Consider the following 24,568-nt stretch of genomic DNA (forward strand, 5'->3'; position numbering starts at 1 on the left):
TGTGGAAATCATAACTAATTATTCAAACTTGATAGAAAATAATAAATATAAGAAGTAGCTAGGCTTAAATAAATTCAAGTTTGTAGTAAGGACTTTGCTTTGAGCGATGAATCGCTGAATACGAACTAGGATTTTATTTTATGTTTAATTATACCTACCTACTTATTTAGCTAATGATTAATCTGGTAGTTGCATTCGTTTTAATATCCGACGTGCTGCATTAAATAGCAATAACCCTAAGATAACCAGCATTAAAAATGATACCCAGATTCCTGGCCAACCAGTGCCACGTACATAGGCATCACGAGTAATGTCTATATAATAACGTGCTGGAACAATATAAGTAACTAATGACAGGGGAAAGGGTATATTAATAAGCGGATAAATGAATCCACTTAGTAATAAAGATGTCAAAAAACCCAATAATGCAATAGCTTGAACGGCAGCATTTTGAGTTGCAGAACGAATGCCAATTAATAAACCAAACATAATACTATCTATCAAAAATATGAGTGTACCTATTAATAATGGCGTTGGATCTCCAGCTAATCTTAGTTGCCAAATTATCACACTGATTGTGATAATCAGCAAAGCTTCGCTAATTCCAATTAATAGGTAAGCTAAAGCTTTTCCTAATAAGAATTCTTCGGCGCTGAGACTAGAAGTATAAACTTGTAATATTGTCCCTTTTTCTTTTTCGCGCACCATAGTAATTGCTGTTAATAATGAGGGATAAATCCACAAAATAACTGCAAAAACTCCTGGAACTATTGAAAGAGATTCTTTTCTTCCCGGATTAAACCAGAGGCGGATGTGGGCAATAACTTTATCCGATGATGGTTGTAAGCCAGAATTTTGAAGAAAGAATTTTGTTGTTGCTTGAATACTGTTTTTGATAACTCGTGCGTTATTAACATCAGTTCCATCAACTAAAATTTGGACTGTGCTAGTTAAACCTGATTTAATGCGACGACTGAAATCTGGCGGAATGACTACAGCCGCTTTTGCAAGTCCTTGATCAATTGCCCATTGAGGATTTTGGATTTTAGGTTTTGCATTGGAATTGAGAAGCGGAAAGCTATGATTATTAATTTGTTCAAATTGATTGGTAGCAAATAAACGCTCGGTATAAGCACGACTGAGGGGACTGAGGTCAAAATCTTGCACAAATAAGGGAATATTTTTAGATTCTAATCGAATCGCAAAACCGAAGATAATTAAACTGATAAATGGGAGAAGAAATGCTAAGGCTAAAGTAAAGCGATCGCGCTGAAACTGGGCTAATTCTTTACGACATTGAGATAAAATTCGTTTCATTTTTGATTAGTTCTCCCTCTCCTCTTCTTGGGTACGCTGGACAATCCCAATAAATGCATCTTCGAGAGAAAAGGGAATAGGTCGCAGAGAGCGAAGATTGATCCTATTTGTTTGTAAGATTGAGCGGATATGGGGAATATCTGAGTCGGAATGATCGAGAACAAGGTGTAAGCGATCGCCAAAAATTGATACTCGCCACGGTGCAAACTGAGTTTTAAGTAAATTCGAGGCATCTTGGGTTTTATCGGTTACAACCTCCACCAGTTGTCCGGGTTGAGCAGCTTTAATCTCACTTGGCGAACCCTGCGCCACCACTTCACCGGCTACCATAAACCCCATTCTGTTACATTGTTCTGCTTCTTCTAAATAATGGGTAGTCACCAATACTGCTGTACCGGCTCTGGCAAATTCATTAATCAACCGCCAGAATTGACGACGTGCTAAAGGGTCTACCCCTGATGTCGGTTCATCTAAAAACAAAATTTCTGGCTCGTGCATCACCGAAGCGCCAAAAGCTACCCGTTGCTTCCATCCTCCTGGTAGTTGTCCCGTGAGCATATTTTCTCTGCCAACTAAACCACAGGTGGCAAGTACCCAATCAATTTTGGGGCGGCGTAACCGACTTGGTACACCATAAACTCCACAGTAAAATTCTAGATTTTGGATAATGGTCAAATCATCGTAGAGGGTGAATTTTTGACTCATGTAGCCGATACGTTGGCGTACAGCACTACTACGCAGATTTTGAGTTTGTCCAGCTAAAGAAATTTTCCCGGATGTTGGTTCTAGCAAGCCACAGAGAATCTTAATGGTAGTTGTTTTTCCCGCACCATTGGCTCCTAGCAAGCCGTAAATTTCGCCATAGCGAACTTCCAAATCTACACTCTTAACTGCCTGGAAGTCGCCAAATACCTTTCTGAGTTGATTCGCCCCAATAGCAATCCCACTCCCAACTCCCAACTCCCCACTCCCCTTCTTCCCACGAGGAAAAGGGATAAATTCTGGGTCATTACCAGCTGCACGTAGACGGGAAACAAAAACGTTTTCTAAGGTAGCGTCAGCAGTTTGAATGCTGTCAAGTTGTAGCCGTTGCTGAGTGAAAATTGTTTGAACTGCGGCTGTAGCGACTGCGGCATCTTTAACTAGCACATCCAAGCGATCGCCAAAGGTTTGGACATCGACAATTGATGTATATTTACTATTTGTCGCCTCATGCAATGCTCTTTCTGCGGCTTCAAGTTGCTGAGTCCGAACTTCCAAACGCTGTAAACCCAGACTCTCGCGCAACTGAGAAAGAGTGCCAATTTGGTGAATTTCGCCTTCATACATTAAAGCAATGCGATCGCACCTTTCGGCTTCATCTAAATAAGGTGTCGCCACAACTACGGTAACTCCCTCGGCAGCAATGGCGGCGAGAACATCCCAAAATTCTCGCCGAGATACCGGATCAACTCCTGTTGTCGGCTCATCCAATAGCAGAATTTCCGGTTGGGAAATCAAGGCACAGCACAAAGCTAATTTTTGCTTCATCCCACCAGAGAGACGACCCGCCAAGCGATCGCTAAATTTATCCAAACTCATTAATCGCAGATATTTCTGACGACGCTGCCCAAAAAGCTGGTCGGGAACTTCACGCAATCCCGCAGTATAACGCAGATTTTCATCAATGCTCAGGTCGAGATACAGTGAGAATTGCTGTGTCAGATAACCAATAGATAAACGCGCATCGCGGGGTAGTTTACCTAAAATCTGGATCTTGCCAGCAGATGCTTCCATCACCCCGCCTAAAATATGGAAGGTCGTGGTTTTTCCCGCACCATCAGGGCCGATTAAACCAAAGATTTCTCCTTGCTGGACGGCAAAATCTATTCCCTTAACCGCAACTAATTTTCCATAACGTTTGGATAACCCTTTTACCTGAATTACTTCTGCACCAATTTGGGGATAACTTAGGGAATCGCCCAGTTCAGCAGATGGCGTGATGGTAGTCATATAATTCGTAATACTTCGGCTACGCTCAGTACAAGTTCGTAATTCGTAACGGGACTTTCTTGAAGAAGAATTCAGGAACGGAGCCGGAGACGCTCCGCCTTCGGTCAGAATCAAGACGCTCGATTAAAAAACATCCAAAAATCTCATACAACAATCCTCTCTCCTCTTCATCTCTCCGTGCCGCGCCAGTTGCTACAACGGGGGGAACCCCCGCAACGCACTGGCTTCTCTGCGCCTCCGTGGTTCGTTTTCTTAGATAATTTATTTCTTAGAAATCCCTAATTATGAATTAGGTTGGAGTATGACAAAAGTCATTTTTTGGCATCTGGTGTGATGGTAATCTCACCATCCGCCGGCATTCCTGGCTTGGCGAATCCATTGGGGTTGTCGATGGTGATTTTAACGCCAAAAACTTGTTTAACTCGGTCTTGCTGAAAATAAATATTCTCAGGGGTAAAAGATGCTTCGGTGTCAACAGCAGCAACTTTAGCACTCAAGGGTTGTTTGGGTGCGGAATCTAGAAATACCTTCGCTGACTGACCAACTCGCAGTTTTCCAATTTCGCCTTGAGGGATAAAACCACGTAAATAAACTGTTTTGGGATCAATCACTGTCAGCAGGGTTTTGCCAGCCGTCACAACTGCTCCTGGTTCTACATTCCGGCTGATGACTACGCCTTCAATTGGGCTTTTTACATTTAAGTAGGCAATCTGGGCTTTAGTTTCTTGCTGGGAAGCTTTAGCGTTGGCGACATCAGCTTGGGCGGCGGCTAATTTTAAGCGCGTCTGTGCCAATTGGGTGCGTAACCCAGTTAGTTGGGCGTTACGGATCGAAGGATTTAAGCCTGTGCTTTGGGCTTGGGTTAATTGTCCTTGGGCAGAATTGACTAATTTCCGATAAGAATCTACCGATGCTTGATGTGATTTCAGGGTAGCAAAGGCAGTTTCAAAGCTGGTTTGGGCTTGGTCAAATTGTTGCTGGGTAACGGCTCCTTCGGCAACTAAATTAGTGTAGCGATCGCGGTTTATCCGCGCGAGTTTCAATTCCGACTTGGCTTGCTCTACTTGAGCGATCGCTTGATTTAGTTGCGCCTGAACTGAAGCAACTGATGACTCAGCTTGAAAAATCTGACCTTTGGCATCTCCCCGCGCCTGTTGTAAGGTAAGCTGATTTTCTGTAATCTGACTTTCTAAGATATTGATTTGCAACCGCGCCTGTTCTTCTTGTTTGCGGATAGAATCTAAACGCGCCTCTGCACCCTGAAGTTGTGCTTGAATTTCGGCATCATCCAACTTCACAATCACTTGATCTTTATGGACTGCATCGCCTTCTCGCACGGCTACGGACTCGATTCGACCCGCTACTTTTGCACCAACATCAGTTTCATAGCCTTCAATGCGACCACTCAACCGCAGCGCGTTAGTTTCCGAGTGCGGTGAGAGGAAAAACCAGGTTGTGACACCCGCACCTATAAATAATAAGGCTACGGGGATCAGCAGGCGGGGAGATGGTTTACCCTTTTTTTTCTCCGGTACAGCACCATCAATAGGTTCTTGGGGTGGTGAGATTAACTGAGTCATATTGTAGTGGGGAAGAATATCAGATTAAGCTAGTTCACTTTTGCCCTGACATCAATACTATCCTTGAGCAGACGACCAGCTTTGCTGACTTTTCACGGCATCTGGAAAACCTCACTTCTATTTCTCTCTTCCTTTAAGGAGGAGCCACTGCGTTGGGCGGCGAGCCACTCTTGTTGCACGTGGCGTCAGAGACTTTGAATTTTCCCCCTTCCCTCCTAGGGAAGGGGGTTAGGGGGTTAGGTTTTTGGTGGACTTTTCCACATAACATGAAAAGTCAGACCAGCTTTGGTATATCTGACGATGCGATCGCCGATATCCCGAATTTGCTTATGATCTGTCACTAAAAGAATTGTACAACCCAATACGCTATGGTTCAGCCGAATCAGTGAAAACACTACTTTTTAAAGCTGATTCGTCAAATAATTAGATATCTCCAGAAATTAACGATGCAGAGTTAACTGTAGATATGCAAACTAGATGTGGTTTAGCTGATAATTTGCGATCGCTCCTTGAGCATATTTCAATTGAACTCAACCACCGCCAAATCTTGTCAACAACTCATCACGAGATAATTCGAGTAACAAGCGGCTGTAATCTTGTGGTGGTAACTGTAGCAAAGGCTCAATTACTCGTTCCAATTCGTCATCCAGCGAACCAAACCGGACACGCAACAAGTTTTCTACCACTTGGCGCTGTCCTTCTTGTAAGGTAGCTTCTCGCCATTCTAAATAAGCTTGCGATAAATTCATAATCACCTCTTGGTCATCTTCCGTCAGGTTTTCTTGGTTTATGACAGTTATCCGCCAACTGGTAATCAGTTCTTGGATATTTCGCCGTAACGCGCTGTTTTGAGGAAGTGACAAGTTACATAAGATGCGCTCATGTAGCCTTTATTGCGATCGCCCACAGTCATCTCCAATTTGTCGGTAAAAAAAATGACGCTATCACAAGGCTTCCAGACATAAATTCTGAAAATTAAAGAAAAAAATAATTACTAATTGCTAAAAAACTCCGGTTTTTTTAGCTTCGTGATGATAAATAAAAGTAATAGCATTGGATGTCATGCTTCGTACCCCGAAGGATTACTGAAATTCTTCGCTGCTTTCAGGATGACTACTGAACATCAAACAACATCTATCGCCAATCAGTTTTTTGCTGGGGATGCTTCTTTGCCACAAAAAAAGCTCTACCACACAACTTACTCTCGATCCGTCTAAGTAACTATGCTGATAAAGTGTAAAGATGTCACTGTATCTTGGAGCAAATTTTAAAGGAATTGCAAAGGACTTGGTACCATTTTGGCAGGTTTTTATCCAAAGTATGGGATATTAGTAGATTGTAGAAATCTTTATTTTTATTCGCACATTAGTTTCTATCTACTGAAACCTGGTAATACCAAGGAAATTCGACACAGATAAGTTTAAGTAATTTAACGAAGTAGGAAGTAATACATGGTATTATCACTGTCTTCTCATAACGTTATCCAGTATCTGCAAGACGCGGGTCTGTGTATCTCAGAAGATGGCGTATCAGAAAAATCTGAGTTGCCAGGAAGTAGTAAGAACAATTTCAATTTGCTAGTGACTTTAGCAGATAACCGCCAACTGCTCCTTAAACAAGAACGTAACGTTAACAACAATGACGACGCGCCTCATGAATTGTTTCAGGAGTGGCTATTTCACCAGTTGCTGCAACAGTTTCCAGTTTTAGGTAATACTTCAGCAATTGCACCATTGGTAGTGCATTTTGACGAAGAAAATTCTATTCTTGTCCGTAACTACTTGAGTGAATATCTAGAGCTTGCGAAATTCTACCACAACAACGAGATTTTCGCACAAGAAATTGCTTCTGCCATCGGCACTACTTTGGCGGGACTGCATCGCGCCACCTACAACCGCCGAGAATATAAAGATTTTATGGCAACTGCTCCCCAAGGAGAGTTTCGCTATGGCTTTTACAATCCAGCCCAAGGAGTAGGGTCAATTGGCTTAGAGATTTTTGGCAGTGTTCCCACAGATGCACTGAAATTCTATGTTCTCTATCAACAGTACGAGAGTTTGGAATCTGCGATCGCAGATTTGGCATATAACTGGAATCCTTGCTGCTTGACTCACAACGATCTGAAATTGAACAACATTTTAGTTCATTCCAGGTGGGAGCAATTAGACAATTGTCTAGTACGAGTAATTAACTGGGAAGCTTGCTCTTGGGGAGACCCAGCTTTTGATTTAGGAACTTTACTGGCAAGCTACTTAGGAATTTGGCTCAAGAGCCTCGTAGTAGACCCCACTATTGAGTTAGAAGAATCTCTACATTTGGCGTTAACACCGTTAGAGATTTTACAACCTTCACTTATTGCCCTAATTAGGGCTTATGTAAATACTTTTCCGATGATTTTGTCATACCGCAGTGACTTTATTTTGCGCGTTATTCAGTTTGCGGGACTGGCACTGATTCATCAAATTCAGGATACGATTACGTGCCAAAAATACTTTAATAATGCTGACCTCTGTATGCTCAAAGTAGCTAAAAGTTTACTCACAATGCCGGAGCAAGCTGTACTAACTATTTTCGGGATGTCAGAATCAGAAATCCTGAATCCTGTGGCAAAAATCCATAAATTTCCTCAGCCTGTAAGGGAGCAGCAGTTACTTCGCATTTATTACGAAAAAACTCAGTTGCGTGGTTGTTAATGCCAAAGAAGAAGACTGCCGTACCTCACCACTAACACAGAACTATGACTCCTGAATTCTATTTTTTTAAAGTTTGATTTCGGAATGGAATAATGCTAAATTACTCTATCAATCAACCGCTAAATTCTCTATTTGATATTGCTAAGAATATCCAGATTGAGTCAAATTTTTGTATTTGCCATCCCCACTATCAACCTTTTGCTCTACCAACTAAAATAGCCGACAGATTTCAGCAAAATCCTGTAGATTTACAACAGAAATACCTCACTTTACTGCTACGAAATTTTCTCTATGGAATCTATTACAATGGCTCTCTGCAAAGTACTTTGGCAGTGAATACTGATAATATTAATCAGCCGCCAAAGCATAATTTAGCAGATAATTCCATTTTGGAGATTGATTGGAATTTTTACGAGCAATTGCACGCCAGCAATCATGGCATAGGCTACTTTGACCCGAAATGGCAGGTGTTGCGAAAAGAACCTGATGGGACTATAGCGGTGACTAAAGGCGGTTTAACACTTTATGTTGAGCCAGATTGCCATCTACAATCCAGTAAGAAATCTACGAAAGTGGGTGATATGGTAGCAATCTGGATGCCCAAAAATAGACTGCAAAATGGCTGTTACTTGGCAGTTGGTAATATTGGACAGGAACGCCAGAGCAACCCAAACGCAGATTTAGGAGCAGGGCGAATTTACTTTAATTTTACGGCATCTGGTGCGATCGCCCTCATGGAAAGCTTGACACTGCAATTGAACGCAGCCTCGATTCCCTTTAGCTTTCAGGTTCTCCACAACCCTTCTGCATACGGACGCTATGATTCGGGGCTACTTTACTTTGAACTCCCCGACTATCCAGCAATCCGCACAATCCTTCAGGCTGTTTATATAGAAAATCAATCCCATTTCCAGCCCGAAATCCCTTTATTTACCAAATTTTTAGCTCCAGGGTTAGGTTTAGCCGAGGAACCAACCCAAAAATTTGCGGCACAAGAAAGTTTTGGAATGAATCGTTGCCAAATCGTCGCGAATGCTTTGTTAGAAGCTTGGCAAAAAGGTAAAAATGCGATGGAGGAACGGATGAGGACAATTGACCAACACTTTGCGCGACACTTAATAGATTTGCAGCGTCCTTATCTCAATCCCAGTTCTGAGGATATATATTATCCGTTAAATTGATTGGGGATTGGGCACTTGTACTGAGCGAAGCCGAAGTACAAGTGCCCAATTCAAAATTCCACAATTACCGGCGTATGGTCGCTGGGTTGGATTAATTTTCTCGGTGCGACATCAATGATGCAACTTTTAGCACGCTCATATAGCACGGGTGTCAGATAGTGATGGTCAATTCGCCAACCTAAGTTGCGTCGGAAGGCGGCGGCGCGATAATCCCACCAGCTATAATTTCCACCTTCTGTGGTGAATTTGCGAAAAGCATCGGCAAATCCCATTGTCAAAATATCCCGTAAGGCTTGGCGCTCTGCTTCTGTTGCCATAATGTGATTTTCTGTACTCACTTGCTCGTGAATATCCTTATCTTCTAGGGCGATGTTGAAGTCGCCACATACACAGATTGCAGGTTGTGACAGCACGAGCAATCGTAAATACTCATGCATCGCTGCCAACCAGCGTAGTTTGTATTCATATTTCTCGGTTCCTACTGCTGCACCATTGGGAACATATAAGTTTACAATCCTAACACCATCAATTACACCTGTAATCACCCGCTTTTGCTCGTCCCATTCGTGGTGTAAATCTGGTAAAATCGCCCGAAAGCCGCTACTGACATCTAGGAGTGGCTGGCGGCTAATCAGGGCTACGCCGTTATAAGATTTTTGTCCTGATAGATAAAGGTTATAGCCTAACTGCTCAAAAGGCGATCGCGGAAATTCAGCATCCACAACTTTGGTTTCTTGCAAGCAGAGAACATCAACAGGATTCAGGGTTAACCAATCGATAACCTGTTCAAGGCGAGTGCGAATTGAGTTGACGTTCCAAGTAGCGATTTTCATTAGTTAATTATCAGAGTTTTTGTAAATTACTAATTACAAATTATGTAATTATTGTACAATTAATTAATATTTATAATTTCTGTTCCATTTCCCAATTACGTTTAAACAAAGCTTAAATAACTTGATCCCATTCAATATTTTAGTATTTTCTGCTACAAAATATTCAATTTTGTAAGTTCTGCTACAAAATATTCTACCTCATTATGATCCCCAAGACGGATGCAACAAGTAATAGATTAGATATAAGTTAGAAATGTAGCTCAGGGTTGACTTTTGCCGATAGTCCGTTAGGTTTGTCGGTAGAGAATTTGAGACATGGTTAACCTTTATTGCGCTTTTAGTAGCCCATTAGGTTAATTTAAATGTCAAAAGAGTAAGTAGAAATGCTCTTGCCTCATAAAATAATGATGTAGTTCATTATTGAGGACAACTTCATAGACTGAACCAAAAAAACTTATGAAAATCGCTCAAGTTGCCCCCTTATGGGAAAGGGTTCCACCTCCTAATTATGGAGGTATAGAACTGGTAGTGAGTCGCTTGACCGATGAACTTGTTCGTCGCGGTCATGAGGTAACTTTATTTGCCTCTGGCGATTCTCAAACTTTGGCTCATTTAGAAGCAGTTTATCCGCGTGCATTGCGCTCAGATCCAAACGTGAAAGAGTATGCAGTGTACGAAATGCTGGAACTAAGCCAAGTTTACCAACGTGCTGCCCAATTCGATATTATCCATTCTCATGTAGGGATTTCGGCACTACCTTTAGCGAGTTTCATAACAGCAACTTCTACAGTCCACACCCTGCACAATAGTTTTACAACAGACAACCGCCACGCATTTAGCTACTACCACAAACAACCATACATCAGCATTAGTAACTCGCAACGTCAAATCGATCTCAATTATGTTGGCACGGTTTATAACGGAATTGAGCTAGCAGATTATCCATTCGTAGCCCAACCATCAGAACCTCCATATTTGGCATTTTTAGGTCGTTTTTCGCCAGATAAAGGACCGCAATATGCGATCGCCATTGCGAAACAGAGTGGTTGGTGTTTGAAGATGGCAGGAAAGGTTGATACAGTAAATTTAGAGTTTTTTAAACAAGAGATTGCCCCCTACATAGATGGTCAGCAAATCGAATATCTCGGCGAAATTAACCACGCCGAAAAAACTGGACTTCTGGGCAATGCCGCCGTCACTCTTTTCCCCATTAACTGGCAAGAACCTTTTGGCTTAGTAATGATTGAATCAATGGCAACTGGTACACCAGTGATTGCCATGAATTTAGGCTCTGTACCAGAAGTTATTGCTCACGGTAAAACAGGTTTTATCTGCAATAGCCATGCAGAAATGGCAGCAATGATTCCAGCAGCTTTGGAACTCAATCGTCAAACCTGTCGAAAATATGTGGAAAACAAGTTTAGCGTTAGCCACATGGTTAACGGATATGAAGCTGTTTACAGACAAATTATTAAAGACCGCATAAAATCGAATGGTCGCATTCATGCTGCCAACATTCAGTTTTAATCAATTGCTTTTTTGACTGAGCTTAAAACAACAACTTTTTTTAAGGAGAACATTGGTATGAGTACGAGAGCCAACACTTGCCCATGTTGCGGTGGTTCCCTCCTGCGTCATGCCCGTCATGGTGAACTATATTGGTTTTGCCTGTCGTGCCGACAAGAAGTACCTCTGTTAACTGTTATTCGCCTGCCGAATGTAGAAACCCGGAACACCGCAGTAGTTCCCCAGCCAGCCGTGAATACCTAGTACCGCAAGGCAAAATTCAAAATTCAAAATGAATACAGCGTAAGCGTTTCAGTGATTTGTAATGGTGAGGCAGTCCGGTCTTGGGGGTTCCCCCCATGAGGAACTGCCGAACCCGAAGGGGTGGTTTATTCGCGCCGTGCTGTACTAGTTTGACGGCATTTTTAGATTAATAAAAGCCTACTATTACTTTGTGAAGCTAGTTTTGAAGGTTTGTAGTAGCGCAAAGCGTGCTTATTTTCTAAGGACTAAAGTCCTTACTACAAACTTGCTTACCCATCAATTTCAACTTTACAGATTACTAAAAATCAATACTGATTTAGTTTAGATCGATGAATTAGCTCCAACTGATAAAATCGGATGGAGCTAATTAATAGGTTTAAAGTTTTGTTAGCAGCGTTACTTCATGGGCAAGAAGATTTACGCCTAGAGGAAGTTCCTGATCCCACTCCAGCAGCTGGCGAAGTTGTGATCCAGGTGGGGGCAGCAACAACTTGTGGTACAGATTTGAAAGTTTGGCGGCGTGGTGGTCATGCGAAAATGCTAAAACCGCCGACGCTATTTGGTCACGAAGGTGCTGGGCGAATTGTTGCCTTAGGTGCAGGGGTTATAAATTGGCAAGTAGGCGATCGCGTTGTCGCTAATAATTCTGCCCCATGCATGAAGTGCTTTTTTTGTCAACGACAAGAGTATTCATTATGCCCGAATTTAACGTGGAATAATGGGACTTTTGCTGAATACCTGAAAATTCCTGCACCCATAGTACAGCATAATTTGTTGCAGATTCCCGATGAGTTGCCGTGGGAATTGGCAGCGATGACGGAACCTTTAGCTTGTGTATTGCATGGTGTAGCGCGTTCTCATATTAAGCTCAAAGATCGAGTAGTCGTCTTAGGAGATGGGGCGATTGGGCTGATGTTTGTGGCGGCGTTGAGTCAGAAAGCTGAGGTTTTGCTGTGGGGAGGTAATAACCACAGGCTAGAAATTGGTCAGAAATTGGGTGCAGCCCAGACCTTTAATCATCATCAAATCCCGGATATTCCCAGTGTGGTGAAAGAACTTACCCAAGGATGGGGTGCAGATGTAGTAATTGAAGCCACTGGTGTACCAAGTGTTTGGGAAACTGCGATCGCTTGTGCCCGTCCTGGTGCAACAGTCAACTTATTCGGTGGATGTCCACGGGATACAAGTATTACCGTCAACACAGAACAGCTGCACTATAGCGAACTTACCCTCAAAGGCGTGTTTCATAATACACCAGAGTATGTGCGATCGGCGCTTGCACTCATAGCCAGTCGCAAAATTCCCTTTGAGTTACTTATTAGTGAACAGCGGCCATTAAAAGATTTAGAACAGGTGTTTGATGAAATGAAGGCGCGTAAAGTGATTAAGGTGGCGATGATTCCTTAGTATTTTGGCAGCCAATTCCCAGGGCACACTACAATGACTAGACAACCTATCCACGCTGCCAAATCTTGATGCTTCTATCATGACTGCTGCTAGCTAAAAATTTTCCATCTGGACTGAAGACAACAGACATAATGTAGGACTCATGACCAGAGAGAGTACACATTTCTCTGTTAGTTTTTAAGTCCCAAATCTTAATTTCCTTATCATCACCCCCACTTGCTAACATCCTGCTGCTTGGGTCAATAGCCACACATACTACTGCCTTAGAGTGACCTTGCAGACTTTCTTCGCGCCCACTCGACGCATCAAATAATCGAATAGTTTTGTCGTTGCTCGCACTGGCTAAAAGTTGACTGTTAGGGCTGAAAGTGATTGAACGGATCTTCTGTGAATGGGCAGAAAATTTACGCGCTAACTGTCCAGTTTCTACATCCCACAGTGTTACAGTCTTGTCCCATCCGCCACTAGTAAGCACTTTCCCATCAGGGCTGAATGCAACTGCCTCGATAATTTGAGGATTTGAGTTAGATAGAGTTTTAATCTCCTCTTTAGTCGTCAAATTCCACAGTTTCACATCTCCATCATTGCTCCCACTAGCCATCAAATTGGTACACGAGCTAATAGAGATTGAGGATACTTCATCGTAGTGGCCAAAAAGTGTTTTAATTTTTCTGCCACTTGTCACTTCCCACAAATTGATAGTTCTGTCGAAAGAAGCACTGGCAAGAATATCACCTTTGTTGTGAAATGCGACTTGGCGAACAGGTCCTCTATGACCAGTGAGTGTCTGAATCTCACGCATTGCTTGCAAATCCCACAGCTTAACTGTCTTATCGTCACTGCCACTAGCTAACAAATGTCCATCAGAGCTAAAAGCAACAGAGTTCACACCAGACTGCAATCCTTGATGTCCCGTGAAAGTTTGAACGCATCTCCATTGTGCTGCTGTAAGCCATGACACCATAAATGTACTCCTATATATTCTGGAATTAACGGATCAAACTTTTCTCGTTCAACCAATCATTGCGAGTCAGCAAGCTCATTCATAGTGTTCCCAGTCAGAATAGGATATTTAACAACTAGTTATAAATCACATCTGTTCTGGATTTGCAAATAGGGATTTTAACTTAGGCGATTTACAGGAATAAATATACCTGTGCCGTTGGTTTCGACACTTCGACTACGCTCAGTGCATCGCTTCGCTCAACCAACTGAGAGATCGAGAGTTGAGCGAAGTCGAAACTCGCCAGCACAGGTATTTTCTTTCTCGGAAATCACCTTACGTCTGCCACTGACAACTCTGAAAATTTCAATTCCTTGACCAGTAATTATGTAAAAAATAATATACCCATCCAGTGGAAGTCCTCTTAGACTGGGACGCAAATCTTCGTATTGTCGTCCCATATTGGGAAAGCTAACGAGTTGTTGACATTTTTGATAAGTAAGATCCCTGATATCTTAAGTTGGGTTGACCCATTGAAATAATCTTGCTGAAAAACGGGAAGACTATCATTACTCCCGAATGGGGAAATTTCTATGAAAGTCCCGAACAGCAAAATGCTCAAAAAATCTCTGCTTAACTATTTAATTTTGCCTTTTTCTCTAGTGCCTTGGCTGTGCGTAGGAACGCTTTTTGATTCCCAAGCCAATGCTTTACCAGGGCAAAGTACAGAGGAAGTAGGCACCTGGATTCAAGCACATCCTACACTCCGTCCCAGGAGTGGGGAGCAATTATTTGTGCAAAAGACTGATACAGCAGCTCAAAGATTTACTTTTCAAGCGTCGGTATTGCCTCCTGGTAGGGTGGAGTTTTCCAAAGACCGTGGCAGAATTCGGACTGAGCGCATTGCTATGTATGATGCTATTAACGGCATGACATTTGCGCGTCTCCAAGAATCCTTACGGGTGATTTATGGGTTGGAGATTTATCAAGACTACGATCGCGCCCAAGTCGTGTATGAATATCCCAATCAAAAGGTAGTTAATTCGGCGCGTCTGGCCAAAACTCCAATTCGGGAAGCCTTGAAGGGAGAATTACGAGTCGGCGATCGCTATGCCTATTGGGTGGAAATTGCTCAACCCAAGACGGGTAAAGCTTTTACCGGTCAAATGACTATTTTCCTCAAAACTGACCTAGACAAGTTAGAAAATGAGCTACAAGTTCGTTAATGGGCATTGGGCATGGGGCATGGGGCATTAATTATTCTCCTTGTCTCCTTGTCCCTTCTCATTTAAAGATTACTGAATTGGTGTTCTACAACTTCCCCAACTCCATCTGAGGTAGGGTTTGCCATGTACCCGAAAAGATACTTTCAGATGCTAAGGAAATTCGTAGCAAATCTTCTTTCAGTAGTGGTGGCCAATCAACCCCGGCTTTACGCCCTGCGCCAAATAGCTGTTGTGCCTTAATGGTTAACTGATAAAGGGCCAAAGCCAGTTCTCGGTCTAGGCTCTTTGCCTCTTTGAGGGCTTCAAACACCACTTTCAATGCTAACAAAATCGAAGTGATCTGACCGGGTACCGGTGGTTTGCCCTGTTTCATACGCGTTAACAGCGCATCTGGGTTTTCCTCGGTTGTGATTGTCTGATCTATGAGGAGTTTCCGAGCTGTTTCGTAATTCATGTAGCCAGTTTAGCGTACATTTTGCTTCAGCAGGAATACCTAATTAAAAACTCATAAAACTGGCTTCTGTTTATTTATAGCAATCTCTGATGATTTGTGAAATGATAGGCGTGGGGAAAATAATGGGGAATTTGCGATGCTCTAGGTTAAGCAGATAGACTGAATATAATATCTTTGAAAAATACACCTTCCTGGAAATCAGAATCAAAATGATCTCACCGGTTTTACTAGAAATTGAACGCTCCGTCCTTGCCTTGTCTCTGGAAGAACAACTTTGGCTGTTAGAAAGTGTTGTTCGACAAATCCGAGAATCTGAGTATATAAAAGATAAATTGTCTGATGAAGATAATCCAGAAGATCAACTGGAATTGACGGCTATTGTGCCAAATATTAAAACAGAATTTGCTGCTATAACTGATGAGTTTGCGATTTCTGAAATACTCTGATATGTATAAACAAAAATTATGAGATTGCCAGACTTAAAAAGTTAAATATACAAGTTATCGGTGAGCGATCGCAGTCTCTAAATTAATCATTTACACAGTAAAATCAGTATTAGTCAGTAATTGCAACAGCCTTCTATGTTACCTAGATAGCTAATTTATTTCTGTTTGCACGGGGAAGTGGCGATCGTCAAATCAGATTATTAGCCAAAATCCCCATAATTAAAATTAGGGGATTTCCCTACTCCCTATCCCTTTTAATTTTGTTTCATTTATCTTTACGGTTTACTCCAATTATGGTATGTGACTGTGGTAAATACGCTCCTATGATGTTGCTGATAATAAGTCAATAGGGACAATCTCGCAAAAACAAATATCTTGGGTGCTTATTACATTGTTTGAAGTTATGTAGCCTTTTGATTACGGCCTATCAACCACTGCGGTAGACTATGCGTTGATTATGATTCTTTCGCAGAGAAGAACACTCGAAAGGAGCCGTTTATTCAATGTCTCATTCCGTAAAAATCTACGATACCTGCATTGGCTGCACCCAATGCGTCCGCGCTTGCCCCACTGATGTACTTGAGATGGTTCCTTGGGATGGCTGTAAAGCTGCTCAAATTGCCTCCTCACCCCGTACAGAAGACTGCGTTGGCTGTAAGCGTTGCGAAACCGCTTGTCCCACCGACTTTTTGAGCATCCGGGTTTACCTGGGCGCTGAAACAACTCGCAGTATGGGTCTAGCTTACTAACAAGCTCGTGCCGAGTGCTGAGTGCTGAGACAAAAAGAAGTAAATCAAAAAAACAATTTCTTGATTCTTCACTCAGAACTCGGAACTCGGCATTCAAGACTTTGTACAGTACTGTATGCAAGCATATAGTGTAGGAGTATGTCACATTGGGGATACAATCTCTGGGTGTTTAAATCCTAGAAGCCGCATTTGTACCATCAAGTCAAAAGCTGACGGGGAATCCCTTGTAAAACCCTGAAATCCATAAAAATATCTAGTGGTTGAGGGAGTAAATTACTCCCTTTTTTCTTTGCAAAACGTCCACTTTGTGCTAAAAATTATACTGGATTATACTGGATTTAATCATCCTGAAAGAAAGTGGCGTGAACAATGTGCGGAATTGTTGGATATATAGGCACTCAAGCGGCGACAGACATTTTGCTGGCTGGGCTGGAAAAACTAGAGTACAGGGGCTATGATTCTGCTGGGATCGCCACTATTTGGGAAGGTGAGGTAAATTGTGTGCGGGCAAAGGGCAAACTCCATAACCTGCGTTCTAAACTCGAACAAATAGAAACCCCTGCTCAAATTGGTATTGGTCACACACGCTGGGCAACTCATGGTAAACCAGAAGAATACAACGCCCATCCCCATTTAGATACGGCAAAGCGAGTGGCGGTGGTGCAAAATGGCATTATCGAAAACTACCGCGAGTTGCGCGAGGAACTCAAAGGAAAAGGACACGAATTTGTTTCTGAAACGGATACCGAAGTCATTCCCCATCTCATCGCCGAATTTTTAAAGAATCTTCCCCCATCATCTCCATCATCTGCCTCATCTCCCTTCCTAGAGGCAATTCGCCAAGCCGTTAACCACCTAAAAGGGGCATTTGCGATCGCAGTTATTTCTGCTGATTACCCCGATGAATTGATTGTTGTTCGCCAACAAGCACCCTTGGTAATTGGTTTTGGGCAAGGAGAATTCTTTTGTGCTTCTGACACACCAGCGATCGTTGCTTACACCCGTGCGGTGCTACCTTTGGAAAATGGCGAAATTGCCCGCCTCACACCTTTGGGCGTTGAGATTTACAATTTTGCTGGCGACAGGTTGAAAAAACAACCCCGACTGCTCAACTTCAATCCGGCAATGGTTGAAAAGCAGGGATTCAAACACTTCATGCTCAAAGAAATCCATGAGCAACCAGGGGTAGTAAGAGCTAGTTTAGACGCTTACTTTCATCCAGACAAATCTAGCGAATCGCCAATCAATCTTGGTTTACCTGCGGATTTATACAAAGATTTAGAACAAATTCAGATTGTCGCCTGTGGTACCAGTTGGCACGCAGCATTAATCGGTAAATATTTACTTGAGCAACTAGCAGGAATTTCAACTCAGGTACATTACGCTTCTGAGTATCGCTATGCACCATCACCGGTGACGGCTAACACGTTGATCGTTGGCGTTACCCAATCAGGTGAAACCGCCGATACCTTAGCAGCTTTGACGATGGAAAAAGAACGTCGCCAGGGGAAAGAATCTAAATATCAAGCGCGACTACTGGGTATTACTAATCGCCCAGAAAGTAGCCTCGGTCATCTAGTGCCGTATATTATCAGTACTCTAGCGGGAATTGAAATTGGGGTAGCAGCGACAAAAACTTTTACCGCCCAACTGATGGCATTTTATGCATTGGCATTGGATTTAGCAGCTCGCCGCCAGACAGTTTCAAAAGATACATTAGAGAAAATTATTAATGGGTTGCGGCAGATTCCCAAAGAAATTGAGGCAACTTTAGAAACTCAGGAACGTTTAACTGAACAGCTAGCCCACGAATTCGCCGAAACCAAAGATTTTATTTTTGTGGGAAGAGGAATTAACTTCCCCATTGCTTTAGAAGGGGCGTTGAAATTAAAAGAAATCAGCTATATTCACGCCGAAGGGTATCCGGCTGGAGAGATGAAGCATGGCCCGATCGCTCTTTTAGATGCAAAAGTACCAGTAGTTGCGATCGCCATACCTGGTAGTGTATATGAGAAGGTTATTTCCAATGCTCAAGAAGCCAAAGCCAGAGATTCTCGGTTAATTGGCGTGACTCCCGTCAACGATGGCGAAGCTGCGGAAATCTTTAACGATCTTCTTCCCATCTCTCATGTCGAAGAATTACTTTCTCCGATTCTGACAGTAGTTCCTTTACAATTATTGGCTTATCATATTGCCGCCCGTCGCGGTTTAGATGTCGATCAGCCAAGGAATTTGGCCAAGTCTGTAACGGTAGAATAGATAAATGTAGTAGCGCTTAGACGCTACTACAAGCCAATAGACTATTCCTCATGATTTTTTGAGGACTACCTCAAAGAAACCCTTTATTTAAAAGTTGCGCGATGACACAGACAACTACAGAGCGTGTATACTCTTTTGAAGAATATCTCACTTATGACGATGGTACTGATAGCCGTTATGAACTGGTGGATGGGAAACTAGAACGCATGAATCCACCAACTTTTAGACATTTACTGATTTCGGACTTTATTCAGGATAACTTTAAGGCAGAAATCAATCGCTTGAGTTTACCTTGGCTATGCTTTAGAGAAGCGGGGGTAAGAACGGGATGGCGGAAGTCAAGATTACCTGATGTTTATGTTGTCATGGCTGAACAGGTGATAGAATTTCTTGATGAGTCTGCTGTTTGTCAGTCTGCACCGATGTTAGTTGTAGAAGTTGTCAGTCCTGATTCAGTGAAACGCGATTATCGGTATAAACGTTCTGAATATGCAGCATTAGAGATTCCTGAATATTGGATTGTAGACCCAATGGAGTCAAAAATTACGATTTTATTGTTGTCAGAAGGATTGTACGAGGAAAAAGAGTTTAGCGGGAGTCAGCAAATTGTGTCTACAACTTTCCCGGAAATTGCGCTTACAGTTGAACAAGTGTTAGCTGCGGGTAATGTTGGTTAGAAAATAACGATATATCACGATCGCAATCGTTTTCTCAACCACCAAACCATAAAACCAACAATAATTCCAAGTATTAGACTGCCACTTAAAGGATACTTGCAAAATAAGTCAACTTGCTTAAAAATATCTTTACAATCTTTTGCCGTCTCTCTTACTAGAGATACAGTTACTATACCAGCACCCGCAACAGCTACAAGCTCTTGGAAGTTATGCTCTCGTTCAGATTTTTCGACTTCTATGCGACTGCGAGTAGCGTTAATTGTATCTTCTAAAAGTTGCAAGCCAAGCTGCATATTTTCGATATCTTTGGTAATTTGTGGTAAATATTTTTTGTTGGCTAGTTCGCTAAATTTTTCTAAAAAATCTAACTGATTATTTTGACCTGCTTTTTCTTTAATCAAAGCCAAGCGAAGCTGATAATTAGATAAGTTTATTTCAATAATTTGTTTTTGAAAAGACAGGTTGAGTAAATCCATTGTATATTGCTATAGCAATCTTTGGCAATGTCTTCAGGATTTTGAGACGAGTTTTCTGGTAGCCAACCAGAAAGTAACCAGGTTTTTCCAATTGTTGCCAGTTCATTATTTAGTTTTTGTTCAATTTCAGTTTTTAATATTGTAAAAGACTTAGCTGGTTGAGTTTCGGTTTGATTATTAATAGAACAATCAAGTTGTAAGCCATAAGTGTCATTTAATCTAACAGCATAATAGTATCCTTCTAAACTTTTATTGTGGGAAACAAAGTTAATTTGAGGAGGACGAGTAATCTCTAAATACTCCGTTTCAATGTCAGGATCGTTGAATTGAGTATCAGAGGGGAATTGCTCTAAAAAAGCTACTTTGTTTTTTTGTGTTTCTGCATCCGTTGTGTTTAAAGAAGTTTTTAAAGTATATAAAAACAAATCGAGTGTCGGATAGATTAAATCGCTCATTACAAGGAAAAAACTAATTTGATTGATTGAATTTAGATAAATATTGTTTCAAATCTTCTAAAAATGTGGCTTGTCTAACTGTTTCTCCTGGTTGAGAAGAACTACAAACTATGACTACAACATTATTAAGTTGGGTTTCATAGCCTGTAGCTTCATCTTTTGGTTTAAAGCCTCTAGTTATTGGAGCCTCTTCAAGAGTATTGAGTCTATTAATTTGTGCTTCTGTAGGAAATAAATAATCAGGAATTTCTTCTAGATTATCTAATTGAGATTTATAAAAGTGATAAGACTGATTTAAGTCAGGATTAGGGGTTATTATTTCTAATAAACGTCCTTTAATATAGTCTTCCCAAGCTTGGGGTTGGGTGTCTAATTGTTTGGCAACTTCTTTTAAATTCTGTTTCGGGACTTCCAGAAAATAAGCTATTCCATTAAAAAGAATGATAATCATTTTAAAGGGGAATGAAGGGGCTGCTGACGGCAGCCCCTTCATTCCCCTTTTGTAGTAATTTAAATAATGACGTTTGTTTTTGAGTGTGGTAACTGATGGCCATAGTATTAACTGATTCTCTCAAAAAATTGTTGATTGAAACTGCATTTCAATTAAAAGGTGCAGCAAAACGCAAATTTATGGCACAGACAGTTCAGGGCTTAGGTTTAGGAGGGCAAAGGCTTGCACAATCAGAACTAGGATGGAATCGAGATACTATTAGGAAAGGAATAAGAGAATTAGAAAGTGGTATTACTTGTATTGATAACATGAGTGGCAAAGGGCGTTATAAAGCAGAAGAACACTTGCCAAATCTTTTAGAAGATATAAAAAATATAGTAGATTCGCAAAGTCAGACTGATCCTAGTTTTAAAAGTCAAAGACTATATAGCAGACTCAGTGCAGCCGAAGTCAGAAAGCAATTAATTGAAAAATATGGTTATAGTGATGAAAATTTACATACATCAGAAACAATTCGAGTCAAATTAAATAATTTAGGTTACAAGCTCAGAAGAGTAAAGAAAGTTCAACCTCAAAAAAATCCCACAAACTGATGCCATCTTTGAGCAGTTAGACCTAGTAAATAAAGAGGCTTCGGAAGATAAAAGTATTTTACGTCTAAGCATGGACGCAAAAGCTCGCGTTAAGATTGGCTCATTTGATCGCGGGGGTAAAAGCAGGGATGGAGCGAAAGCTGATGACCATGATTATAACCCAAAAACAACTGTAACTCCTTACGGTATATTTCTTCCAGAGCTTGATGAGCTATTTTTATACTTTACAGAATCGAAAGTTACAAGCGATTTTATTGTTGATATTTTAGAGGATTTTTGGTTAGAACAAAAGCATCGTTTTTCCGATATTCAAACCCTACTTCTCAATCAAGATAATGGGCCAGAGAACAGTTCACGACGTACCCAATTTATGAAACGTATAGTAGAATTTGCCCAAAAACATCAAGTAAATATACGTTTAGCTTACTATCCGCCCTATCATAGTAAATATAATCCACTTAGATTGGACATGGGCAATACTAGAGAATCATTGGAATGGCAGCATTTTAGATCCTAATTGACATCTGGGCAATCAAACTCTTTTAAATTACGAATTATATTGACACTTGCGTTACGATATCCCCTATTGCCTTCGTGCAACGTAGATGTGGAGTGGTGCAGGTAAAAGAGATGACAGAAGAATTCAATACACAAGGCGCAGAGAATCTGGTGGCGATCGCTAACCAATTCGCCCAACTGGGGAACGTTACAAGCCTGAAAGCATTTGGAAGTGGTAATATCAATGATACCTTTTTGGTAACGATAGATTCCCCAGAAGAGCAACATTTTGTCCTGCAACGCATCAATACGCAGGTGTTTCGTCAGCCAGAACTGATTATGCAGAATATGCGTACCTATACCGATCACGTTCACAAACGCTTGCAGGATATACCCCTGAATCGTCGCTGGGAAGTGCCACGGGTACTTTTGACCAAAAACGCTCAAGATCACTGTAGGGATGCAGATGGCTCATTTTGGCGGGCGATTAGCTTTATTGAAGGCTCCCAGTCTTTTGATAGTATGGGCGATCGCTCACACGCCAAAGAAATCGGTTATGCCTTGGGGATGTTCCACAATTTAATCAGCGATTTGCCACCAGAAAAACTTGCTGACACCCTCGAAGGATTCCATATTACACCGCTTTATCTCCAGCATTACGAGGAAGTGTTGGCGAAAACTAGGGTGCGTCAATCTGCGGAAGTTAATTATTGCTTGCAGTTTGTTAGCGATCGCCAAGTCTTTGCACATATCCTAGAAAATGCCAAAGCTGAAGGTATTTTACCTCTGCGTCTGATGCACGGCGATCCAAAAATCAACAATGTTATGTTTGACATTGTTACCCAGCAAGCTGTGAGCGTCATCGACCTAGACACTGTTAAACCCGGTTTGGTACATTACGATATTGGTGATTGCTTGCGATCGGGTTGTAATCCTGCTGGTGAAGAAACCGAGAATTGGGAAAGTATTTATTTCGACACTGATCTATGTCAGGAAATCCTACAGGGTTATCTCGCTGTGGCAAAGGCGTTTCTGACTGAGAATGATTATGCATACATATATGATGCAATTCGTCTAATTACTTTTGAACTAGGACTGAGATTTTTTGCTGATTATTTAGCGGGGAATGTCTACTTTAAAGTTAAGCACCCAGAACATAATCTTGCTAGAGCGATCGTTCAATTTAAGCTTACCGAAAGTATTGAATCTCAAAAAATGCAGATTTGCAAAATTATCCAAGATATGAAATGAACGACCAGACATTTTCCCTGCAACCCTTCCCTTCTACCGAGTCCTTTCCTAATTTAAAAATTGCAGGCAATATTGCTCGAAATGCTAATCAACTTACCATTTGCTATACCATTGAAGGCGACTTAAAAGAAATTGCAATTCCTCCACCATCAAATGCACCATCACGCAAGTACGAATTGTGGGAAGAAACTTGTTTTGAGTTCTTTCTTGGCATCAAAGATTCTCAACGGTATTGGGAATTCAACCTCTCTCTCGCCGGACATTGGAATGTCTATCGTTTTGATGGATATCGTCAAGGAATGCAAGAGGAAACAGCTTTTGAAAAGCTACCGTTTAGTGTTCAAAATCAAGCTGATGGTTTGGTACTTACGTTAGATGTCGATTTGGGTAAAATCATCTCGGCAGACCAAGCCATTGAAGTTGGCATTACTACCGTTATTAAATATAGAAATGGTGAGGTGACTTACTGGGCGTTAACTCATCGAGGGGTGGAGGCTGACTTTCATCTACGGGATAGTTTTATAGTTGAATTGTGAATTATATCTGAAATTAGTATGGGAATACTAGTTAAATCAATGGTGGCTATTAGGAAAATGGTGGATTGTTCTAATTATGCCAGCTTTTGTATATAGCGGTTCTCGATTTAGTGAGGTACAAGAACCCCACCCCCAACCCCCTCCCCACAAGCGAGGAGGGGGCTAAGATGTACCTCATGTGATTAGGAAACGCTATACGGTGGGTTTGCAGTTTATGGAGGTGGTATTGACTCTAAGAAAGATTGAGATTTTGATAGTCAGTCTACGATTGTTTTAAACTTGAATTAGCACCGTAAATTTGTGTGTAGCGCTCGAACATGACACAAAACACATTGAAAGTTCAAGCATTTTGGGATAAAGATGCAGAAGTTTGGGTGGCAACTAGTGAAAACGTACCAGGATTAGTAACAGAAGCTTCTACGATTGAGTCTCTTACGCAAAAGCTCAGAGAAATGATTCCAGAACTCCTTGTTCTAAATCGAATTGTGCCTTCTAATTATGTGGGTTCTATCAGCTTTGAATTAACTAGCCATCGACAAGAGTTGATAGAGGTAGTTTCATAAATGGGTGTATCTTTTACTCCTGAGTTGAAAAAGATGCTTTTGGAAGCTGGATGCTACTTGGAAAGGCAAGGCAAGGGAGACCATGAAATTTGGTATAGTCCAATCACAGACCGTCGTTTTGTCGTAGATAGTTCTATCAAGTCACGCCATACAGCTAACGCAGTTTTGAAACAAGCAGGACTGTCTAAAGGGTTCTAATTTTGATAATTTTTGTGTCG

General features: G+C 41.5%; 26 protein-coding genes and 1 pseudogene. 15 read left to right on the top strand and 12 right to left on the bottom strand.

The genetic code is table 11. The features are described 5' to 3' along the window. Positions 1-177: 177 nt before the first annotated feature. The 5 genes from V7K97_RS25550 to V7K97_RS25570 all read right to left on the bottom strand — a co-directional run bounded on the left by V7K97_RS25550 (position 178) and on the right by V7K97_RS25570 (position 5,752). Positions 178-1,317, bottom strand: coding sequence for an ABC transporter permease (locus V7K97_RS25550; protein WP_334803783.1), 1,140 nt, complete (start codon positions 1,315-1,317; stop codon positions 178-180). 6 nt (positions 1,318-1,323) lie between these two features. Further along, the gene (locus V7K97_RS25555) at positions 1,324-3,309 is read right to left on the bottom strand and encodes an ATP-binding cassette domain-containing protein (protein WP_334803784.1); all 1,986 of its coding nucleotides are present in this window, start codon (positions 3,307-3,309) and stop codon (positions 1,324-1,326) included. A gap of 311 nt (positions 3,310-3,620) precedes the next feature. Next, complete coding sequence (locus tag V7K97_RS25560) at positions 3,621-4,889, bottom strand: HlyD family secretion protein (RefSeq protein ID WP_334803785.1); 1,269 nt, start codon at positions 4,887-4,889, stop codon at positions 3,621-3,623. A 236-nt stretch (positions 4,890-5,125) separates the two neighbouring features. Beyond that, positions 5,126-5,284 (bottom strand): hypothetical protein, encoded by a 159-nt coding sequence (locus V7K97_RS25565; RefSeq protein ID WP_334803786.1) that lies wholly within the window; start codon positions 5,282-5,284, stop codon positions 5,126-5,128. A 135-nt stretch (positions 5,285-5,419) separates the two neighbouring features. Beyond that, the gene (locus tag V7K97_RS25570) at positions 5,420-5,752 is read right to left on the bottom strand and encodes a hypothetical protein (RefSeq protein WP_334803787.1); all 333 of its coding nucleotides are present in this window, start codon (positions 5,750-5,752) and stop codon (positions 5,420-5,422) included. A gap of 588 nt (positions 5,753-6,340) precedes the next feature. Between V7K97_RS25570 and V7K97_RS25575 the strand changes: the two genes are divergently transcribed. Together V7K97_RS25575 and V7K97_RS25580 are read left to right on the top strand one after the other, a co-directional pair. Then, positions 6,341-7,582, top strand: coding sequence for a phosphotransferase family protein (locus V7K97_RS25575; protein WP_334803788.1), 1,242 nt, complete (start codon positions 6,341-6,343; stop codon positions 7,580-7,582). A 92-nt stretch (positions 7,583-7,674) separates the two neighbouring features. Next, positions 7,675-8,763, top strand: coding sequence for a T3SS effector HopA1 family protein (locus V7K97_RS25580; protein WP_334803789.1), 1,089 nt, complete (start codon positions 7,675-7,677; stop codon positions 8,761-8,763). A 50-nt stretch (positions 8,764-8,813) separates the two neighbouring features. Here the strand turns inward: V7K97_RS25580 and xth are convergent, their stop codons facing one another. Then, a complete protein-coding gene (xth, locus tag V7K97_RS25585; RefSeq protein ID WP_334803790.1) occupies positions 8,814-9,596 on the bottom strand; it encodes an exodeoxyribonuclease III in 783 nt (260 codons plus the stop codon). 456 nt (positions 9,597-10,052) lie between these two features. On the opposite strand from xth, the gene V7K97_RS25590 reads away from it, so the two are divergent. The 3 genes from V7K97_RS25590 (at position 10,053) to V7K97_RS25600 (ending at position 12,773) form a co-directional block, all read left to right on the top strand. Then, positions 10,053-11,123 carry a glycosyltransferase family 4 protein gene (locus V7K97_RS25590; RefSeq protein ID WP_334803791.1) on the top strand — a complete coding sequence of 357 codons (1,071 nt, stop codon included), beginning with the start codon at positions 10,053-10,055 and terminating at the stop codon, positions 11,121-11,123. Positions 11,124-11,180: 57 nt separating this feature from the next. Further along, on the top strand, positions 11,181-11,366 hold the full coding sequence (locus V7K97_RS25595) for a hypothetical protein (protein ID WP_334803792.1): 186 nt from the start codon (positions 11,181-11,183) through the stop codon (positions 11,364-11,366). 384 nt (positions 11,367-11,750) lie between these two features. Continuing rightward, complete coding sequence (locus V7K97_RS25600) at positions 11,751-12,773, top strand: zinc-dependent alcohol dehydrogenase (protein WP_334803862.1); 1,023 nt, start codon at positions 11,751-11,753, stop codon at positions 12,771-12,773. Positions 12,774-12,819: 46 nt separating this feature from the next. Here V7K97_RS25600 and V7K97_RS25605 read toward each other — a convergent pair whose 3' ends face one another. Together V7K97_RS25605 and V7K97_RS25610 are read right to left on the bottom strand one after the other, a co-directional pair. Next, on the bottom strand, positions 12,820-13,737 hold the full coding sequence (locus tag V7K97_RS25605; RefSeq protein ID WP_334803793.1) for a WD40 repeat domain-containing protein: 918 nt from the start codon (positions 13,735-13,737) through the stop codon (positions 12,820-12,822). A 239-nt stretch (positions 13,738-13,976) separates the two neighbouring features. After that, positions 13,977-14,228: a type II toxin-antitoxin system RelE/ParE family toxin gene (locus tag V7K97_RS25610; protein ID WP_334803863.1), complete on the bottom strand. Its 252-nt coding sequence runs from the start codon at positions 14,226-14,228 to the stop codon at positions 13,977-13,979. Positions 14,229-14,330: 102 nt separating this feature from the next. Between V7K97_RS25610 and V7K97_RS25615 the strand changes: the two genes are divergently transcribed. Continuing rightward, positions 14,331-14,942, top strand: a complete 612-nt coding sequence (locus tag V7K97_RS25615) for a hypothetical protein (RefSeq protein ID WP_334803864.1) — start codon at positions 14,331-14,333, stop codon at positions 14,940-14,942. Positions 14,943-15,027: 85 nt separating this feature from the next. Here the strand turns inward: V7K97_RS25615 and V7K97_RS25620 are convergent, their stop codons facing one another. Beyond that, complete coding sequence (locus V7K97_RS25620) at positions 15,028-15,396, bottom strand: Dethiobiotin synthetase (protein WP_334803794.1); 369 nt, start codon at positions 15,394-15,396, stop codon at positions 15,028-15,030. A 209-nt stretch (positions 15,397-15,605) separates the two neighbouring features. Between V7K97_RS25620 and V7K97_RS25625 the strand changes: the two genes are divergently transcribed. From V7K97_RS25625 to V7K97_RS25640, 4 genes are all read left to right on the top strand, one after another. After that, on the top strand, positions 15,606-15,842 hold the full coding sequence (locus V7K97_RS25625) for a hypothetical protein (protein WP_334803795.1): 237 nt from the start codon (positions 15,606-15,608) through the stop codon (positions 15,840-15,842). A gap of 503 nt (positions 15,843-16,345) precedes the next feature. Beyond that, the gene (gene psaC / locus V7K97_RS25630) at positions 16,346-16,591 is read left to right on the top strand and encodes a photosystem I iron-sulfur center protein PsaC (RefSeq protein ID WP_015175986.1); all 246 of its coding nucleotides are present in this window, start codon (positions 16,346-16,348) and stop codon (positions 16,589-16,591) included. A 369-nt stretch (positions 16,592-16,960) separates the two neighbouring features. Next, positions 16,961-18,850, top strand: coding sequence for a glutamine--fructose-6-phosphate transaminase (isomerizing) (glmS, locus tag V7K97_RS25635; protein ID WP_334803796.1), 1,890 nt, complete (start codon positions 16,961-16,963; stop codon positions 18,848-18,850). Between the two features lie 101 nt (positions 18,851-18,951). Continuing rightward, on the top strand, positions 18,952-19,527 hold the full coding sequence (locus V7K97_RS25640) for a Uma2 family endonuclease (RefSeq protein ID WP_334803797.1): 576 nt from the start codon (positions 18,952-18,954) through the stop codon (positions 19,525-19,527). 14 nt (positions 19,528-19,541) lie between these two features. Here the strand turns inward: V7K97_RS25640 and V7K97_RS25645 are convergent, their stop codons facing one another. From V7K97_RS25645 to V7K97_RS25655, 3 genes are read right to left on the bottom strand one after another with little or no spacing between them, the layout of a single operon-like run. After that, positions 19,542-20,003, bottom strand: a complete 462-nt coding sequence (locus V7K97_RS25645; RefSeq protein ID WP_334803798.1) for a hypothetical protein — start codon at positions 20,001-20,003, stop codon at positions 19,542-19,544. Continuing rightward, positions 19,958-20,458, bottom strand: a complete 501-nt coding sequence (locus V7K97_RS25650) for a hypothetical protein (protein ID WP_334803799.1) — start codon at positions 20,456-20,458, stop codon at positions 19,958-19,960. The genes V7K97_RS25645 and V7K97_RS25650 overlap by 46 nt, the downstream gene beginning before the upstream one ends. Before the next feature lie 13 nt (positions 20,459-20,471). Continuing rightward, a complete protein-coding gene (locus V7K97_RS25655) occupies positions 20,472-20,909 on the bottom strand; it encodes a hypothetical protein (RefSeq protein ID WP_334803800.1) in 438 nt (145 codons plus the stop codon). Between the two features lie 101 nt (positions 20,910-21,010). On the opposite strand from V7K97_RS25655, the pseudogene V7K97_RS25660 reads away from it, so the two are divergent. From V7K97_RS25660 to V7K97_RS25680, 5 genes and pseudogenes are all read left to right on the top strand, one after another. After that, a pseudogene (locus tag V7K97_RS25660) lies at positions 21,011-22,014 on the top strand (ISAzo13 family transposase); the annotation flags it as partial. Positions 22,015-22,132: 118 nt separating this feature from the next. Beyond that, on the top strand, positions 22,133-23,251 hold the full coding sequence (locus tag V7K97_RS25665) for a phosphotransferase enzyme family protein (protein ID WP_334803801.1): 1,119 nt from the start codon (positions 22,133-22,135) through the stop codon (positions 23,249-23,251). Beyond that, positions 23,248-23,787: a DOMON-like domain-containing protein gene (locus tag V7K97_RS25670; RefSeq protein ID WP_334803802.1), complete on the top strand. Its 540-nt coding sequence runs from the start codon at positions 23,248-23,250 to the stop codon at positions 23,785-23,787. Before V7K97_RS25665 ends, V7K97_RS25670 begins: the two co-directional genes overlap by 4 nt. Positions 23,788-24,104: 317 nt before the next feature. Next, a complete protein-coding gene (locus V7K97_RS25675) occupies positions 24,105-24,350 on the top strand; it encodes a DUF1902 domain-containing protein (protein ID WP_334803803.1) in 246 nt (81 codons plus the stop codon). Then, positions 24,351-24,548: a type II toxin-antitoxin system HicA family toxin gene (locus tag V7K97_RS25680; protein WP_334803804.1), complete on the top strand. Its 198-nt coding sequence runs from the start codon at positions 24,351-24,353 to the stop codon at positions 24,546-24,548. Positions 24,549-24,568: the final 20 nt, after the last annotated feature.

The organism is Nostoc sp., from assembly GCF_036917815.1.
Lineage (GTDB): Bacteria > Cyanobacteriota > Cyanobacteriia > Cyanobacteriales > Nostocaceae > Nostoc.

Excerpts from the sequence above, each read along its gene's own strand:
- V7K97_RS25550 (WP_334803783.1), bottom strand. The coding sequence starts at position 1,317 with ATGAAACGAATTTTATCTCAATGTCGTAAAGAATTAGCCCAGTTTCAG.
- V7K97_RS25555 (WP_334803784.1), bottom strand. The coding sequence starts at position 3,309 with ATGACTACCATCACGCCATCTGCTGAACTGGGCGATTCCCTAAGTTAT.
- V7K97_RS25560 (WP_334803785.1), bottom strand. The coding sequence starts at position 4,889 with ATGACTCAGTTAATCTCACCACCCCAAGAACCTATTGATGGTGCTGTA.
- V7K97_RS25575 (WP_334803788.1), top strand. The coding sequence starts at position 6,341 with ATGGTATTATCACTGTCTTCTCATAACGTTATCCAGTATCTGCAAGAC.
- V7K97_RS25580 (WP_334803789.1), top strand. The coding sequence starts at position 7,675 with ATGCTAAATTACTCTATCAATCAACCGCTAAATTCTCTATTTGATATT.
- xth (WP_334803790.1), bottom strand. The coding sequence starts at position 9,596 with ATGAAAATCGCTACTTGGAACGTCAACTCAATTCGCACTCGCCTTGAA.
- V7K97_RS25590 (WP_334803791.1), top strand. The coding sequence starts at position 10,053 with ATGAAAATCGCTCAAGTTGCCCCCTTATGGGAAAGGGTTCCACCTCCT.
- V7K97_RS25595 (WP_334803792.1), top strand. The coding sequence starts at position 11,181 with ATGAGTACGAGAGCCAACACTTGCCCATGTTGCGGTGGTTCCCTCCTG.
- V7K97_RS25605 (WP_334803793.1), bottom strand. The coding sequence starts at position 13,737 with ATGGTGTCATGGCTTACAGCAGCACAATGGAGATGCGTTCAAACTTTC.
- V7K97_RS25615 (WP_334803864.1), top strand. The coding sequence starts at position 14,331 with ATGCTCAAAAAATCTCTGCTTAACTATTTAATTTTGCCTTTTTCTCTA.
- V7K97_RS25620 (WP_334803794.1), bottom strand. The coding sequence starts at position 15,396 with ATGAATTACGAAACAGCTCGGAAACTCCTCATAGATCAGACAATCACA.
- V7K97_RS25625 (WP_334803795.1), top strand. The coding sequence starts at position 15,606 with ATGATCTCACCGGTTTTACTAGAAATTGAACGCTCCGTCCTTGCCTTG.
- psaC (WP_015175986.1), top strand. The coding sequence starts at position 16,346 with ATGTCTCATTCCGTAAAAATCTACGATACCTGCATTGGCTGCACCCAA.
- glmS (WP_334803796.1), top strand. The coding sequence starts at position 16,961 with ATGTGCGGAATTGTTGGATATATAGGCACTCAAGCGGCGACAGACATT.
- V7K97_RS25640 (WP_334803797.1), top strand. The coding sequence starts at position 18,952 with ATGACACAGACAACTACAGAGCGTGTATACTCTTTTGAAGAATATCTC.
- V7K97_RS25645 (WP_334803798.1), bottom strand. The coding sequence starts at position 20,003 with ATGGATTTACTCAACCTGTCTTTTCAAAAACAAATTATTGAAATAAAC.
- V7K97_RS25650 (WP_334803799.1), bottom strand. The coding sequence starts at position 20,458 with ATGAGCGATTTAATCTATCCGACACTCGATTTGTTTTTATATACTTTA.
- V7K97_RS25655 (WP_334803800.1), bottom strand. The coding sequence starts at position 20,909 with ATGATTATCATTCTTTTTAATGGAATAGCTTATTTTCTGGAAGTCCCG.
- V7K97_RS25665 (WP_334803801.1), top strand. The coding sequence starts at position 22,133 with ATGACAGAAGAATTCAATACACAAGGCGCAGAGAATCTGGTGGCGATC.
- V7K97_RS25670 (WP_334803802.1), top strand. The coding sequence starts at position 23,248 with ATGAACGACCAGACATTTTCCCTGCAACCCTTCCCTTCTACCGAGTCC.
- V7K97_RS25675 (WP_334803803.1), top strand. The coding sequence starts at position 24,105 with ATGACACAAAACACATTGAAAGTTCAAGCATTTTGGGATAAAGATGCA.
- V7K97_RS25680 (WP_334803804.1), top strand. The coding sequence starts at position 24,351 with ATGGGTGTATCTTTTACTCCTGAGTTGAAAAAGATGCTTTTGGAAGCT.